Origin of the sequence: Halodesulfovibrio sp. MK-HDV (assembly GCF_009914765.1) — a bacterium.
Classification (GTDB): domain Bacteria; phylum Desulfobacterota; class Desulfovibrionia; order Desulfovibrionales; family Desulfovibrionaceae; genus Halodesulfovibrio.
The window spans coordinates 1-15967 of record NZ_WYDS01000009.1; the positions used below are offsets into that span (position 1 = coordinate 1).

The window sequence follows — 15967 nt, forward strand, 5'->3', positions numbered from 1 at the left end:
CAACGTAAAGAAGCAAAGTTGTTTTCTTTTTCTGGAGGGCAATTCCAATATGAAATGTAGCCAGAGTGCAAATAAGTAAGACCAAAAGATGTTGGGGCTCACCCCAAGCATAAAACAACAAACTACAAATAAATAAAAATGCATTCAATACAATGGTATGGCTATATTTTTTCTGTAAATGACAAAAAAGCCATGTATGAATAAATAGTACAAGTGGAAGAAAGATAAAGACGAAGACTAACGAGCTAAAAACCATTTGCAATTTCCTCTTGGAACATCTCTTGCGGTGAGAGCAAGGAAAGAATGCGATATGTCCCCTTCACTGCGCCTGGATCAAATCGAAGCTTTATTCTCTGGCTAGGCCTTGCATATATTGGGAGGTACACATAGTTAACTCCTTTATGGATACCAACCTTCAAAGAACGCTTTTCGCAGAACTGCTCCTCCTTACCTTGTGCATAGTATACTTGTGAATATGTGTCTTCAGATGAAGACAGTCTTGCTATAATTACCAACCGGCCATCCTTGTTTGGCATTTTTGCTCGCATAAACACTCTAGGATCCCTCGATGTGGCATCAAGTTGGATGTAATTTTTTTTCTTCAAAACATTAACATTGCGAAATGTTAATTTTGTTAATGGAGATATCTCTAGAATAGGATCTGCTAGAATTCTATCACCAGCAATTAATAATCTGGGATCATTTTCTTTATATATTTCGGTATATAGCCTGAAATCATTTTCTTTGTATATTTCTGTGGATAGTCTAGGATCGTTTTCTTTTTTTTGAGTAAGAACTTTCGCCTGCCTTTCAGCAAAAACTTCAAAGACCATGTCTGGTTTTTCATTAGAAACAATTTTCTGAATAAGAGATAATGACTCATTTGTCCTAATATGAATTAGTTTTTGCACATTATGTATCAAAGGAAAAACAAATTCGTTTTTACTGTTAGGAAAAGGGGTTTGATGGGTAGTTTTAAGATATGAATCTGTTATAAATAAAAGAGACTTTTCCCCTTTTGGGTTGATTGAAATGGTTGGTTTCCAGTGAGGTCGTCTTTCGTTCACAGACATGTCTTTGTAATCTTTTGCAGGTAGTAACTTAATACCACTCTGGTTAAGCGTTAGCCACGGGACTCTCTCCTCGCCGTAAGCGGCGATTACTTTTTTATTATCTATCGAATAAGGTTTAATTGCTGAAGAAGGCAACTTAAGTTTTTCTACTATTATCTTGTATGCAATATCTAGTGCATTTGCGTTCCAATGTTCTATGTCATATGTCTTGTCAAAAAATAGAAGCTGATTATGATTATTTAAAATTTCTGTGAAATCCAAAAAGTGAAGAGGAGATTCTTTCAATAGAGAAATTAGAGGATCTCTCCAGTTTTGTTTTTTCTTAACCCAGCTTGGAAGAAATTCAGGATATAACGTTGATTTGTTTGGTGCTAGCGCCACAAAATAAGGTATCCCTTTTGTCTTCCAATATTCTTGATTTCCCAGTAACAACGATCTTAGTTCATATCTTTCTTCCATTTTCAAAGGGTGCAATCCTAAATAATTCTCAACTATTTCTTTAGAGTAAAGATGTCCCTCCGTCCCATTAACAGCTTTTCGTGCTGGTGCAGATAAGCCAATCTCCCATAAATTTACGTACAGAGAAATAAAATTAGTACGTAGTGGCATGTGGTCAGAAAGATAATCATTGAGTAGCGAAAATGAAAAGTCATCTAGCTTAGGCGACTTAGTAAGAGCTCGGTTTTCAAAGATTCTCACTTTGGGAACAGAAAGATCACTCAGTTGAATTAGCATTGGGGTAGACGAGATCAATAAGAAGCAGAAGACAAATATTTTTTTAAAGTGCATTGTTCGAGCCGAATATTTTAGAATTACGATATGATTATAAATAGTTGCTGTATTGACAATCTACAATCCTCTCCAGCAAGTCAAATAAATGGGGGTGGCCAAACAGTGTTTCCAAAAATAATGACCGTCACTTTCGATTGTTAATATGAAAGATAAATATAACAATAGCGGTTAGTGGAGATGAATTCTCTCTTGCTTTCATCTCATACAATTCGTTCAAAACTATCGAATGGCATGAAAAGATTCAGTTGAATGCAGAAACAATGTGATCAAATCAAAGACGATAGGACCACCACATGCCTCCAGCCCTATTAAGCAAGTTCAAGATTATGTCACTCTTGTTTATTACTTTACAACAAGCCCCTTACGTATCACCTACTCAAAAAAACAACTTGACTGCCATATTATTAGGATTAGTAAAAATCACATTATGGAAAAAATTGACGCCCAAAAGATACCTTTTGGACGTCAATTTTTATAAAAAAATAGGGAGAACTATCCGTCCCCTTAAATATCCTATTTGCCTCCAAGCCTACAAAGCTTAGGCACAAAACGAAGTTTAATTTCTTGTCCGGTCTCGATGGACTCATAAATTGCCGAAATCAATTCCAAACTTTTCCGACCTTCAAGACCATCAACAAGCTGGCGTGATTTACCCTTGATACAAGATACAACATGATTATAGTATTCTTGATGACCAAAGCCGTAAACATTCGGTGGGTTAACTGAATATTTAGTCAACACATCTTCATCTTCAGGACGAGACGTTTCAAAATTCCACGTTACCATCTGGTTTACAGCAAAACCACCAATAACAACCGTTCCCTTTTCGCCTAGCACAGAAATGCTGCCCTCAAGATCAACAGGACGTGTGGCTGTTGTAGCCTCAATAATTCCAAGCGCCCCATTTTTGAACTTCAGCATAACTACTGCCGTGTCTTCCGCTTCAATATCAACTAGCGCAGTTCTACTCTTTGCAAAAACACTCTCGACATCTCCCATCATCCACTCAAGCAAATCAACATGATGGCTTGCTTGGTTCGTCAACACCCCGCCGTCATACTGCCATGTTCCACGCCAGTCATCCTGATCATAATAGCGCTGTGGTCTGCACCAGCGAACACGTACAGTCCCCATCACCAATTTACCAAAGCGGTCTTCTTCTAGAGCCTCTCGTAATTTTACAACCGGAACATTAAACCTATTTTGCTTAATCACAAAAAGCTTAACATGGTGTTCATCACATACCTTAATCATTTCATCAGCATCTTCAACAGTGAGTGCCATCGGCTTTTCAACTATAAAATGCTTATTGTAAGGCGCCAGTTCTAAAACATTACGGGCATGATTTCCACTTTCAGTCAAAATACTCAACGCATCAATTTCATCACCGTGCTCTTTCATCATCTCATGCATATCGGTAAACCAAGGAACTCCCCATGCTTCACCTAATGCTTTAGCGCGTTCCTCTACAATATCACAAACTGCAGAGAGCTTAGCTCCAGCAATTTGATCTCCTCCCAGTAAATCAGAATGCCTTTTAGAGATGCGACCACAACCGACTAAAGCAATACGAATCATTATACCCTCTACTTTACTGAATATATTAACTAAAAATAACTAGTAATAGTGCAGCACTGAACAAACACATACTTAAAAAAACAATTACAAGTCACGGATCTTTCTAGCTGGACAACCGGCGTATATTCCAGAAGTTTCAATATCAGACACAACAACTGCTCCTGCCCCGATCACTACATTTGCACAAATCGTAACAGGAAGGATTGTCGCGTTAGACCCAATGCTAACATTATCATCAACTTTAGTTTTCTTCCAAAGCTGTTGGTCGCCACGCGCAGGTCCACCAGTTGCAAAGGTGTCATTTATAAACATCACACCATGCCCAATTACGCAGTCTTTCCCAATATTGACAAGCGAACAAATGAATGAATGTGACTGAACCCTAGTTCGTTTACCAATAACGACATCAGATTGGATCTCCACGAAGGGACCAACAAATACATCATCATGAATAACGCAACCGTACAAGTTAGATGGGGTTATAACAGTAACATTTTCACCAAATATCACATTAGATGCAATACTAGCTTCTCGAAGCTTTACACTCATATCGCCTCCCTACACAAAATCGCACAATGATGAGACGTCATCAGCGAGTACGCCACTATTGGCCGAATGTTGCATTAACATCGACTTAGAATTGCCTATTCTAGTCTTAATAATATCAGCATGCTCTAAGCACCATTCCACAGAGAGCAACTCTGTTCCACCCAAATGGTCATACAATATTGCGATCTCCTCTCCCGACACACAATAAGCATTTGCCTGTGTTCCATAAACAATAACAACTTGGGTCTTATCACTTAGTAGATCCAAAAGAGGGCGCCCCTTTGCTGGCAAGTGATTTAACACAAGGGAATCTAAAATAAGAAGTTCTACTGGTGCAACGATTGAATTAATTAAAAAAACAGCTATTAACGAACGTTTATGCAATCGGGACCAATCATTTTGTGATATCGGCTCTGAAAAATCCAACCGAATCATTTTTTCGAAGTCACTTTCATGCTTTTCCCAATAACCGACATCTTTCAAAATTTTTTCTGTATACTGAGGAGTAACATCTTTATGCAGTCTAAATGTACTTTGAAAAGATTCTCCACCAACAGGTTCAAACACGTTGCTAAAACAAGCTAATTTATCAGAAGAAAAACGTATCTCTTCTGGATTCAAGGACAACGTTTTTGCCAAAATCCAATCTAATGAATTGCTATCAAGCTCAAACGGAATCATAACTGCAATACAGCTTTGTCCTCCTAACACACTATCTTCAAAATTTATTTGCGAGAATTCTCCTTCCCTTTTCAAACCCGTGGCCTCTTGACCACCAGCTCTTTCTAAGAAAATTGAAACTCGCTGGATCTGTGGGAAAAATCTATTTATTGCTAGTAAAATAGAAGAGACCGTTTTTAAACTGCTCACCGAAAAACGTAACCCAAGCAAATAGGCTGTCAGCCTATGCCATTCACCACCAGACTCCACAAGCTGAAAACCAATAAAAATAAGAATGAAAAAGAAGCCTGCCCCTAGTATTATCGAATTAATACATACAGCTAAGTCAGAACTAAGCATATAGCGACGATATGCTTCAATTTGATCATGCGTCTTTCCTTCATGTAGAAAATGATCAACAATCCTTGTTACAGACGAGTGCTTCCCAGATATCCCAAGATAATACCTCCAAGCACTCCGTTTTTCTGCACTTGCAAAAGGAGAAATTTGTTCATAACTTTGATAAGCTTTTGCAGACTCAACGTTAACCTTTACTAAACACCAACCCCCTATAGCAGCCACGGGGAACAAAACTAACGTAGTTTCCCAATCTAAAAATAACAAAGCAGAAACAGAAAAAAGCAAAACACATAACGGCTCAATAAGGTGTAGCAGTTTTAAAAAAAGCGCGAGAACATAGCTTACAATCACTATTTATTATCCGGCTAAATACGACCTCAGGATATCGAACACACGCCATATCATTATCGACAGCAGAACCACGCACCCAAGCTTCAAATGATTTTTTAATTAAAAATCGCTCGTATACTAAAGATAATACTAAAGCTTTGCTTTTAACTTTGAACACGAGATAAGACGATATTGCAATGGAAAGTAGGATTCCGCTTGCAACTCCCACCAAGAGAAACAGAGATTCTCGCGGATAAAGCGATATGCCCCCAAAAGAAAACTCCCCTCCTTTGTCTAGCAATTTTGCGTAATAAAGAACCTGCCCGATAGCAAAAGCCTGAAATGCCAAGCCTGCAAAACCAACAAGCACGATAAAAAGAGAACGCTTTTTAAAACGAAGTAGAGAGTCCTTTGCAAGCCATTTAATGACTTCAAAATAGGTAGGAACAGATTGAGTAAAAAATTTTCGCATCAAACCCTACCAATAGCCCGCGTATAAACCTCACGCATTTCTTCCAAAAAATTATCGTAGGCCCATGCAGACCTTGCAGCGGCCACTTTTACGTTCCAATCCTGTGATTCCTTCAACGACATTGCTTTTTTCAAAGATTGAACAATCACATCAGTCTCGTACGAAGGACATATGACCCCGACGTCAAACGCTGATACATGCTTTCTAAGTTCTGGAAAATCAGGCACAACTACGGGCAACCCCGAAAATATACTTTCAAAAAACTTATTTGGCAGAACATAGTAATGACTTAAACAGTTATTGTGGAAAAAGACACCGCTCACATTGGCTGTGGAAACGTAGGAGATAACCTCGTCTTGCGGAACAGCTGGCAAAAAATGTACACGGTCACCCGTACCATTATTATTTGCTATAGACTTTAACTGTTCTACTGTGGCAATCCGCTGTGGGCCAACAACCGCTAAATGCGCATCTCCTAACTGTTTGAGGGAAGAAAGTAATATTTCAACCCCTCGGTTGTATGTTACATAACCTACATAAAGCAGCAAAGGAATCTTGTCTGAAAGCCCACAGTCTTCTCTCACGGTTCTCGCACTGTTCTTTATTCCCCAAGCTTTCCAAGGGCTGTTATATACAATAGAAACAGGGATGCCTTTTGCTTTGCCCTTCAAAACCTCCGCAATACTTTCGCAGACCGTCACAATACCATCAACAGAATTTAACAAACGAGCTTCATAACGGGTCCAAAGTTTTCTCTCAGCAATACTCCAATCAATATTCCTATGAGCCTCTAATTCATGCGAATCATAGATCACTTTGGCTTTTATTTCTTTTTTTACCTTCACCGAAGCGGAGAGCGGCCACATATCGTGACAATGAATAATGTCAGGCTGAAGCTCTTTTAGTGCCGCAGCAAAAGTCTTTTTATGAATAGCTTGCTGTAACACAGCCCTCAAACCTGTAATCTTCAAAAAAGCCCAAAAACAACCCTCAACTATATTTAAGACAGTTGTATAAAAGTATTTCAGCGTAAACTTGTTTGCTTTAGTACTGGCTAACAATGGTTTCTGACTACTTGTTTTTTGTTGCGGAGTAGACTTACCTTTACGTAAGTGTTGTAAAGGAGAATAGGGAGTGACTCTGCATACAGAAATATCCTGATACAATTCCCTAGCGGGACTATCTCCTAGTTTTACACCAAGCAAGTAAACATCATACCCTAATTGCAACGCCAATTTTGCAGATTTAACTACACGTCCGTCTGATGTACCTGCATTATTAACAACAAACACAATTCTCGTTCGAGATAGATTGCAGTCCTTTTCCATTATCACCCCAAGCTGCTTATTGCAGATTAGCTACCACAAAACAAAGTCGTTCACCAAACCGACCTATTCACCAAGCAGCCTACTAACTTCATTATCAATAAGTGCAAGCTGCTCCTCTGCATCAAATCTTGCAACAGAATCTCGCATCATTGAAATCAGGCTATCAGGATCATTCTCTTCATACAACGAACGAACGATCCGTGCCCAGGATATATAATCTTCATTATTATCAACTAGATGCTTTTTAGGCACAACCTCTCCAATACCTCCACTATCAAGGGAAACAACCGGTGTTTCACAATGATATGCTTCCAACACAACCCGCCCAGTACCACAGGGAATCTCTCCAAATGGAAAAAGGAGAATACGGGAATCATCATACATCTCTGTATAATCACCAGAATGATATGGGCAAATAGTAACATTGGGAGGCATCACAATTGAAGGCTGTCCATAAGTGCGAAATGGTATATGTGGCAAACGCATCGCCAACTGTCTAAGAACCATTTCCCCTTTTGCTTTTCGTGGGTTGATCAAAGTCACATATTTCCGACAATAAAAAGGCTTAGCAGGCCTATTTTTGGGAGAACGAACAGGGACATAGGACGTCAGGCACTTCGCTCCGAAACGACGTTTCACAAGTGCTGCTGCATGCTCGGCATTGCAAATAACCGTATCAATATTTTTATACAGCTCGCCATATTCTTTTGAGTCTTTTTTATCATAACATTCTGAAATACTAGAATATGGGGGACGAGAGACTACATCCCAATACCTGACAAACAGGACAGCAGGAACTGGATACTCTTCCAACAACGGACCCACAGTTAAAGCGGATGTACCGTGCAAAAAAATAATATCCGGAAAATACGTGTGGTATGCATGCTGTAGCAATCCAATAGCATTCTCATGCCTACCAATAATATAGGGAATGCCATCGTACATCTCACAAAATGATTCTAAATTTTTTCTGTTTGGTACGGCAACCAACACCTCGTATCCGAGGCGCTGCAGACGTTTCACTATCTCACAAGTCGAAAATTCTCCACCATGCGGTTCCCATCTTTGCATATGGTGATGATTTAGAAGCAAAATCCTCTTAGGTGCACGAGTCTTCTTTCCTTTAATTACAAATGCCCTCGGCCAGGTTGGGCATCCTTGTATAGCGCCTAACAAATCACTCTCTGAAATTCTATTCACGTCAATACACAAAGGAGAGAGATTATCATCGAACTGACTAATATGCTTTACCGAGTGATCAACAATCAAAATATCTAAGCAAGACCTGTCGTTGACAAACGATTCGAGTTCATCACTATAATACACGTAAAGATCAGCAATATTAGCCACAACTCTAAATGTCTCGGGAAGAAGTTCACCATTATTCAATAATACACCGACAGAGGGCTTGTCTTTATCTGTAAGCTGCTGACGATGCGCGGCATGTCTGCAAATTGTAGTATCTGTCAATTGATCAACTTTTGAGGCTAACTGCGGGGAATAAGACTTAGCTTCTTTTAAAGAATTTTCAGCAGCAACAAGCTTACCCTGCTCTAACAATCCCAATCCCTGCTCAAAAAGAAATATTCCCTTCTTATTGTCATTCGCCACTTTGGTTGAAGAAAGCATGTCATGGAATAAACCCCATTTTTTGTTTCTCCTATAAAACCGAATTAGGGCTAATGCAGAAGTTGCTTCATCGGGATGCCTTAAAAAAATATCCTTAAGATACTGTTCTTCTTCACTACGACACGCCTTACGAGCAAGCTGAACCTGATACTGTAACAGGGTCAAATCCTTTTCTTCAGCTGGCAAATCAACAACTTCCTGAACCCGCGCTAATTCACCAAGCTTCATCCAACCTGCAGCCAGATGCGAGGCAAGCATTCCATTAAAAGATTCAGCACCACCTAGTGACAATAATGAGTGCCTGCCTTCATTAGACAGTCTATCAGTTTCTCGATTAAATAGATCAATAGTTAAAACAGGAGGAGACGTATTTGTTGCAACGCCATTTGCTTTTATAACCGCGTTCTTCAATTCATCAAAGGTTCCCAAGACTTGCTCAACGCTTATATTAGTCATACAATCTGGGCGATCACAACTTTTGAACTCAGAACGCCATAGGCAAGGAGAACACTCAAGTCCCGAATGAACAACTCTTGAAAACTCAGAAAACGGAGCATTCTTAACAACACCAGCCGGACCGAAAATTGCAATTGTCGGAATCCCCATGGCATCTGCCAATTGCATTAAACCACCGTCGCTTGCAATAACAAAAGAGCATTCCTTAAGGTGCTCTAAAGAATTACGAAGTGGCATATTTGTATAATTCTCAGTCCCAGAAATATACTCATTCTCTACACCATAAGAACGAACCTCATACCCTTGCTTCCGTAATTGTGCTGCAAGTTCTTCAAAGTACGGCCACGCTCTTTTTTTGCCAAGCCCCCCCTTTACCAGTACCACATAAACCAACAATCATATTATTTGGGAAAATATATCGAGAACCACTATAAAATTTTTGATAATAGTCACTGTCAGCTATGTGCAACCCTTCAAAAAAAGTCTTCTGCACCTAAAAAAATTATACATCAATTCTGGCATAAAACGACACAAAGTCCAAAAAACATAATGCCTTCGTTGCACATACGTTTTTTCTGCGACAATAGGAGGAAGTAAATCTCCAAGACAAGATGTCAAAAAAACAGACTTGTACTGTTTATATGTTGCTAAATGCATCTTCCCATACGATTTCCCCACCCATTCATTTTGAGTAAACAATTGATGAGAATTAGGAACGGAAGGATTACAAACTACATCAATAACTACACCAAAATGTTTTGATAATTTTTGGATTAACGGCATCACCTTGCACATGTTGCCAATCCCAGCTCCTACCCCTACAGCAATAGTATATTCGACCGACTTAAGCGCTTTCTTTAATGAAATATTTGGTGTCACTGAGACTTGAGTCAATGCCTCAAACTGCTGTCCCTGCTCCTCAGTACAGACAACAACACCAGCAAAAGCCAAAGCTTTTTCTAATTCACTAAGGTTTGCCTCCCATTCAGCACCTCCTCCCTCCCTAGGTAACACCCAAATGGATTTAGCCTTAGTTCGCTGAAGTTGCAGCAAATCTCTCGGATTAGAGGAATGCACAATAACGGTAGAACAATTATTATGAGTTAAAAAATCTTTTCTCGCATTCTGAACATTGCCAATCCCCCATTCAATACCCTCAAAGTTTTGGTATCCATTATTCAAAGCAAAAAAATTATCAGCTCTATCAAATAACAATATTCTGTTTTTCATCACTAAATCGTCATAGTTTGAAGTTTATTCATCAAAAGAGGCAGAACATCCCAAACCTTTTCTCCCTCAAAAACAGCCAAGTCTTCAGAACTAACAAAGTTTACTATCGAGATATTAGTATTAGGAATAACCTCTGTAGAATGCAGCATGCCAGTAAAAGTCGCTATAGCCTCTGGAGGGATGAATTCCTTCTCGCGGGATTCTTCAATAAGCATTACCCAATCACTAGAATATGTTGACGGCACCAATGTATTTCCCCCAAACAACAAAACAGCCCCAACCTCTTCATTACTTTCTAGGCCATGTAACAAAATTGTATCAGCTAACTTTTTACCTGGCGCATAGTCTGGACGCTGTTCTGAAATTTCATCCAATATCTTAAGCGCTTGAACAACATGCCCACATTCATAAGTCAGGGCTGCTTGCACTCGTTTTCTATCAATGGCAATCTTTCCTAGCTCAGAAGCCTTTTCTAATAATTTAAGCGCATCATGAGGCTGCCCTTTTGCAAGCATTACATCAAAAAGGAAAAGCAACATTGCCAAGCTATTTTTTGCAGAATTTAGATGTTTACTTACTGCGCCATACGCCTCATCAATTTTATGCATAGCAAGATAACAGCGGCCAAGCTGAATAGCCACGCCGAGCGGCATCGGCTCAGGAATGCGCGACTTACTCAAAGCAGCCAATCCAAGTTCCGGTAAGCCTCGTTTTATCAACACACGAGCCAAAGCCATCCCAATTTGGTAGTCAAATTTGGCACCAGCCCAAGCGCTTATCAAATACTCCGTTGCCTTTGCTTTACAAGCAGTTGCAGGATAAGAACCTTTTCCTGCTGCCACTTCCGCATTAAGGATCAACTCAGCTTGGGTGCGAGCTTCAACCCCCAACGAAGAAAGCCCCGTTAAAGATAGCTTTGAAATTGCATCAAAATATTTAAGAGACTCAGCATAACGATTAGCAACTTGAAGTTCTTTTGCTTTAGCCTGCAAAAGCAATTCAAAAAACTGCCCTAATCTCAACGCGTATGATTTTGTAAATGGACACCGATAAGTCCAGTTAAGCAATCCCAAAATTCGTGTCCGTCCCTCGACAACTCCAATAGCCAATGAAGCCAAATAAGCAACCACCATCGGACGATACTTGGGAAATAAAAAAGAAAGGCCTTCTTCAGAGGTCAATAACACTAACTCAAACTCTCTATTCTCTTTCTCAAGAGCATGTTGCAATCGGCACCTATATCGAGGATTATCTGGCCTCAATTTAAGAAGCTTTTTATAATATGTTATAGCTGTCACAGCATCAGAACATTTAAAGCATGCATCTGCATAAGCACTTTGTGCTTTTTCGCTATTAGGCCTTTCTTCTAAAGCTTGACAAAAAAGTTCTCGTGCTTCCGCGTATTGAAGATTATGAACACAAGCAAATCCCCAAAGTCTTAACAACTCGTAACTTGATCCACTTGTTTCAATTCCATCTTGTGCGAATGCTGCCGCCTCACCGAAATGTCCCTGCCTAATCATCTCCCAGCCTAATCGGGTGGAGTCCATATCGTCGTTAAAATGAATTCCATGTATTTTACGAAACTCATCCGTAACCTTCACCACAGAGTTATTGGTAAAAACCTTTCTAGTATACCTTACCAACTTCGACTGAAAAGACTTTGGGTCAAGTGTCTTTTTAAAAAACGTGCGTGCCTGTTTAATTATAAACAAACACATATCTGGAGGTAAAAACGCAAGCTTTCTCATCAACGGATTTAAAAAAATATCGGTTTGATCAGAACTCTTGTCTGCAGCCTTTCGATATACTTTTGCAAGTCTTGAATGAAAAGCTATTCCGCACTGCTCCATAAAAACAAGAACTTCAGAATATCTTTTAAGCTCCATCAATGTATTGGCTAGTGCCAACTTCGCCGCGGCATCATTCGGCCGCAAAGTATGGGCGTCTCCAAAGCAAAGCAAAGCACTTTCATAATCACCACTCCGACAATGTGCAAAACCCATAATCCTATATAATTCGTAACACCCGCCATTTTTCTCAATTTGCTTTTCAATATCCAAAATGGCCGAGTTCAATTCATTATTCTTAATTTTGTCCCATAATGATGATGAGTTTTTAAACTTACCCTTCTTTCTGAACATCCTTTTTTCCCTCAAAAAACTTAACAACCTGAGAAACTACATAAGCAACCTCATCATGAGCCAGCTCTGGACACATAGGGAGCGAAACGCATTCTTTTGCTAATCGTTCGGAATTTGGAAAATCACCTGATTTATGCCCCAGATTCTGATACGCTTCCAGTAAATGCAAAGGATATGGATAATGAATACCCGCTTGTACACCATTTTCTTGCAAATAATCTAAAAGCTGATCTCTGCAGTTAGTACGAATCACAAACAAATGGTATACATGCCCATCACATTCAGCAGGCAACTGGATCTCTTTATTCTCCACAAGGGTACTGAGCCCTGCACGATAAAGTCGCGCAACCTCTCTCCGAGCCTCAGTCCACTCTCGGAGAAATTCAAGTTTGATCGAAAGAACCGCTCCCTGCACTCCATCCATGCGAGAGTTGTGTCCTTCAAAGCTGTGGCTATACTTAGCATCTCTGCCGTGGTTCGCATTCATCCTCACGTGCTTTAGCAATACATCGCTATTTGATACCACTGCACCAGCATCACCGTAGGCACCCAAATTTTTCCCAGGATAAAAAGAAAAAGTTGCTATATCTCCAACTGTACCAACCTGCTTCCCATCAAGAGTCGCTCCATGGGCTTGTGCACAATCTTCGAGAAGCCAAAGTCCTTTTTCCCTTGCAACATCTTGTAATTTAAACAATTCCGCTGGATGCCCATATAGATGAACGGCGATAATACCTTTTGTCTTCTGCGAGATCGCTTTTATCACACTTTCAACAGAAATACAGTTCGTGATCGGATCTATATCGGCCAATACAATATTGGCACCAGCCTTAGTAATCGCTTCACTCGTTGCTATAAAAGTACTTGCTGGAACGATTACTTCATCTCCAGGCTTCACCCCTAAAGCTTCTAGAGCGAGAACAATTGCATCTGTACCGTTCGCAACACCTACACAACCAGATGCATCCAAATACGAGGCAAACGCCTGTTCAAAACGAGAAACAAAAGGCCCTCTAATAAAAGCAGTTTCCTCAAAAACATTCTCAACTGCAGGAATGATCTGATCCTTAAGTTTTGAGTACTGTCTTTTCAAATTCATAAGTGGAATATTCACATCAAGATCCTTTTTACTTAAGCCTTTTGTCTAGCCACTGTTGCATTTTTAAATATTCATTCTCAGCACAATTTTCTTCTGCACAGCGAGAAGAATTTCGTTTCATCATATTTATATCTTCTACTGTAAGCGCATTTAGTTGAGCAGCTAATTCCTCAAGCGAAAACCTCGAAGACACGATACCATTTTGGTAATGCTTGACTATTTTTTTCATTTCAGGAATTGGCCAAATTGCAACTCCAAGCCTAGCCTGAATAAATTCAAAAAACTTATTCGGCAGTCCATTTAGGTAATTAAAACTTTTAGGAGACTGAGGGTACACCCCAATATCATAACTATTCAGAGTGATACATATTTGGTTTTGAGCAACAGGAGAGAGGAAATTTATTCTATCGTCAGCAGCACTTTTATTAACTAGGTGAGAATAATATAATTCATCTTCAGGAATTAATATAAAATCCAAGGTGAAACGGGAATCAAGCATCTTCATCAGATCAATAATTCCAGAAAGCCCTCGATGCCTATTGCATATTCCAATATGAACAAGTTTTACAGTAACTCCAGAAGTCCTACTTGGAACCATGTTTACGTACGGAAGCACGTTTCTCAATACTGTACTATCAACATTAAATTTTTTTTTATATTCTTTCGCGATACGATTTGTAACAGTTGACATTGAATCAGCTTGAGAAAGATAGGTCTTTGCAATATGAGTATTTAATCTCTGAAAAAATACTTTAAAGTATAAAGAATTATCAAACTGACGCGGAGCGTATTCGTGAGCATCTATATGCAAAGCAGCATTATGAAAATCAGCCAACTTACAGGCCAAAGGAAGCATGTTCAAATCATTTGCGAACACTACATCAACAGGAAATTCACAAAGTGAATCAAAAGCTTTATTTATATAATCCAATGACCAATAATATCTCTCATTGAGACCTACAAAAAGCTTTGCAGCTCGTATTGCTTTGTCAAATAGAGTTGAATTATCAGCAACAAGCTGGAAAAAAGGCACATCCATTGGTGGAGGCGCAAGACCAGCTACAGATACATCATAATGCTCACCAAGAAATTTAATATGCCTACAAACTCTAGAATCTGTCTTTAAATTGCTGTAGGATAAAATCAGCATTTTTGCAGAACTTACCATAATTTTTTCACCATATTATCAACAATAACAGACCATGCCATTTCGTGTCCGACAAAACTTTTTTTAGTACAGACTGATGCACATTCTATCGCTTCTGCAAACTCTTCAGCGGTTTGACCATAACAAGGATAATCTCGCATCCCTTGCTTAAATCCAGTTAAATTACTCGCCGCTATTCCAAGTCCAACTGCAGCAAATTCATAGGCTTTAAGCGGACACTCTAAGTAATGTTGAATTCCAACCGCGTCCTTATAGGGCAACAACCCGACAGCATGCTGAGCCAAAATTGTTGGTACAGCATCATGGCATGCCAAACCACGATAGAAAACATTTGGAGCAGTCCCAATCCAAGGGGTATCCAGCGGACCATAAAAATTAAACTCCCATTCAGGTAGTAATACTGCCGCTTCGTTTACCAACTCAAAATCTACCCACTTACCGATCGCTCCCACAAAGACTGCCTTTCGACTTTCCCGAGAGGCTACCTTTTTAAAAAACTCCCCTCCCACACCATTTTGAAAAAGCGTTACCTTTGATGAATATTTTTTCGCCCAATCATATAGTGCAGACGAAACCGTCCAAACTTCATCGGCAGATTTTATCACCTCATACGTCTTTTTCAATAACCATTGAGGAAGATCACGCTCAAAACGTGATGGCAAATCGTTAATACGAATAATCTTTTTACTCGCTTTAACCTCATCAAACCAAGCAATATTTGGCCCCACATCAAAAAGAGCACTATCAAATTCTTTCCTCAACAACTCCTCTGGATAAAAGTGCATAGAAAGATTATGTATAAATGACGACCAACAAGTATATTTTGTCATAGGCACCAGAGCTTTAATTTCATATTCCAGCACATTACTTGACACCTCCCATCCCTCAACGCTACCACCAAACCAGACTCGTTTAAGCCTTTTTCGACGCTCTGCGCCAATGAAATCAAGCGGTGAAGAAGGAACAGGCAAATAGGAGACTCGAAGACCTTTTTGACCAAGCCAGTAAGCAATATGCTGAATTCCTGTAACCCGATGGGGAGAATTGTATGAGTGAACTCCTACAACCAATATCTCTTTAGACACAATTCAAACCCACA

Annotated in this window: 12 protein-coding genes; all 12 read right to left on the reverse strand. The window is 39.6% G+C overall.

Annotated features, from left to right (window positions below; genetic code table 11):
- Positions 1 to 245 precede the first annotated feature (245 nt).
- On the reverse strand, positions 246 to 1808 hold the full coding sequence (locus MKHDV_RS08475; protein WP_160714273.1) for a hypothetical protein: 1563 nt from the start codon (positions 1806 to 1808) through the stop codon (positions 246 to 248).
- Between the two features lie 570 nt (positions 1809 to 2378).
- Positions 2379 to 3443 (reverse strand): Gfo/Idh/MocA family protein, encoded by a 1065-nt coding sequence (locus MKHDV_RS08480; RefSeq protein WP_160714275.1) that lies wholly within the window; start codon positions 3441 to 3443, stop codon positions 2379 to 2381.
- A gap of 84 nt (positions 3444 to 3527) precedes the next feature.
- The gene (locus tag MKHDV_RS08485; RefSeq protein WP_160714277.1) at positions 3528 to 3992 is read right to left on the reverse strand and encodes a DapH/DapD/GlmU-related protein; all 465 of its coding nucleotides are present in this window, start codon (positions 3990 to 3992) and stop codon (positions 3528 to 3530) included.
- Between the two features lie 9 nt (positions 3993 to 4001).
- Positions 4002 to 5363, reverse strand: coding sequence for a hypothetical protein (locus MKHDV_RS08490; protein ID WP_160714279.1), 1362 nt, complete (start codon positions 5361 to 5363; stop codon positions 4002 to 4004).
- A complete protein-coding gene (locus MKHDV_RS08495) occupies positions 5311 to 5814 on the reverse strand; it encodes a hypothetical protein (protein ID WP_160714281.1) in 504 nt (167 codons plus the stop codon). The genes MKHDV_RS08490 and MKHDV_RS08495 overlap by 53 nt, the downstream gene beginning before the upstream one ends.
- Complete coding sequence (locus tag MKHDV_RS08500) at positions 5814 to 7142, reverse strand: glycosyltransferase (RefSeq protein WP_160714283.1); 1329 nt, start codon at positions 7140 to 7142, stop codon at positions 5814 to 5816. The genes MKHDV_RS08495 and MKHDV_RS08500 overlap by 1 nt, the downstream gene beginning before the upstream one ends.
- A gap of 63 nt (positions 7143 to 7205) precedes the next feature.
- Positions 7206 to 9611: a glycosyltransferase gene (locus MKHDV_RS08505; protein ID WP_160714285.1), complete on the reverse strand. Its 2406-nt coding sequence runs from the start codon at positions 9609 to 9611 to the stop codon at positions 7206 to 7208.
- Positions 9612 to 9686: 75 nt separating this feature from the next.
- Complete coding sequence (locus MKHDV_RS08510) at positions 9687 to 10457, reverse strand: hypothetical protein (protein ID WP_216846893.1); 771 nt, start codon at positions 10455 to 10457, stop codon at positions 9687 to 9689.
- A gap of 2 nt (positions 10458 to 10459) precedes the next feature.
- Positions 10460 to 12601: a tetratricopeptide repeat protein gene (locus MKHDV_RS08515; protein WP_160714289.1), complete on the reverse strand. Its 2142-nt coding sequence runs from the start codon at positions 12599 to 12601 to the stop codon at positions 10460 to 10462.
- Positions 12582 to 13715 carry a DegT/DnrJ/EryC1/StrS aminotransferase family protein gene (locus MKHDV_RS08520; RefSeq protein ID WP_160714291.1) on the reverse strand — a complete coding sequence of 378 codons (1134 nt, stop codon included), beginning with the start codon at positions 13713 to 13715 and terminating at the stop codon, positions 12582 to 12584. The genes MKHDV_RS08515 and MKHDV_RS08520 overlap by 20 nt, the downstream gene beginning before the upstream one ends.
- A 13-nt stretch (positions 13716 to 13728) precedes the next feature.
- Positions 13729 to 14868, reverse strand: coding sequence for a glycosyltransferase (locus MKHDV_RS08525; protein ID WP_160714293.1), 1140 nt, complete (start codon positions 14866 to 14868; stop codon positions 13729 to 13731).
- Positions 14862 to 15953: a glycosyltransferase family 1 protein gene (locus MKHDV_RS08530; protein WP_160714295.1), complete on the reverse strand. Its 1092-nt coding sequence runs from the start codon at positions 15951 to 15953 to the stop codon at positions 14862 to 14864. The genes MKHDV_RS08525 and MKHDV_RS08530 overlap by 7 nt, the downstream gene beginning before the upstream one ends.
- Positions 15954 to 15967: the final 14 nt, after the last annotated feature.

Excerpts from the sequence above, each read along its gene's own strand:
- MKHDV_RS08475 (WP_160714273.1), bottom strand. The coding sequence starts at position 1,808 with ATGCTAATTCAACTGAGTGATCTTTCTGTTCCCAAAGTGAGAATCTTT.
- MKHDV_RS08480 (WP_160714275.1), bottom strand. The coding sequence starts at position 3,443 with ATGATTCGTATTGCTTTAGTCGGTTGTGGTCGCATCTCTAAAAGGCAT.
- MKHDV_RS08485 (WP_160714277.1), bottom strand. The coding sequence starts at position 3,992 with ATGAGTGTAAAGCTTCGAGAAGCTAGTATTGCATCTAATGTGATATTT.
- MKHDV_RS08495 (WP_160714281.1), bottom strand. The coding sequence starts at position 5,814 with ATGCGAAAATTTTTTACTCAATCTGTTCCTACCTATTTTGAAGTCATT.
- MKHDV_RS08500 (WP_160714283.1), bottom strand. The coding sequence starts at position 7,142 with ATGGAAAAGGACTGCAATCTATCTCGAACGAGAATTGTGTTTGTTGTT.
- MKHDV_RS08510 (WP_216846893.1), bottom strand. The coding sequence starts at position 10,457 with ATGAAAAACAGAATATTGTTATTTGATAGAGCTGATAATTTTTTTGCT.
- MKHDV_RS08515 (WP_160714289.1), bottom strand. The coding sequence starts at position 12,601 with ATGTTCAGAAAGAAGGGTAAGTTTAAAAACTCATCATCATTATGGGAC.
- MKHDV_RS08525 (WP_160714293.1), bottom strand. The coding sequence starts at position 14,868 with ATGGTAAGTTCTGCAAAAATGCTGATTTTATCCTACAGCAATTTAAAG.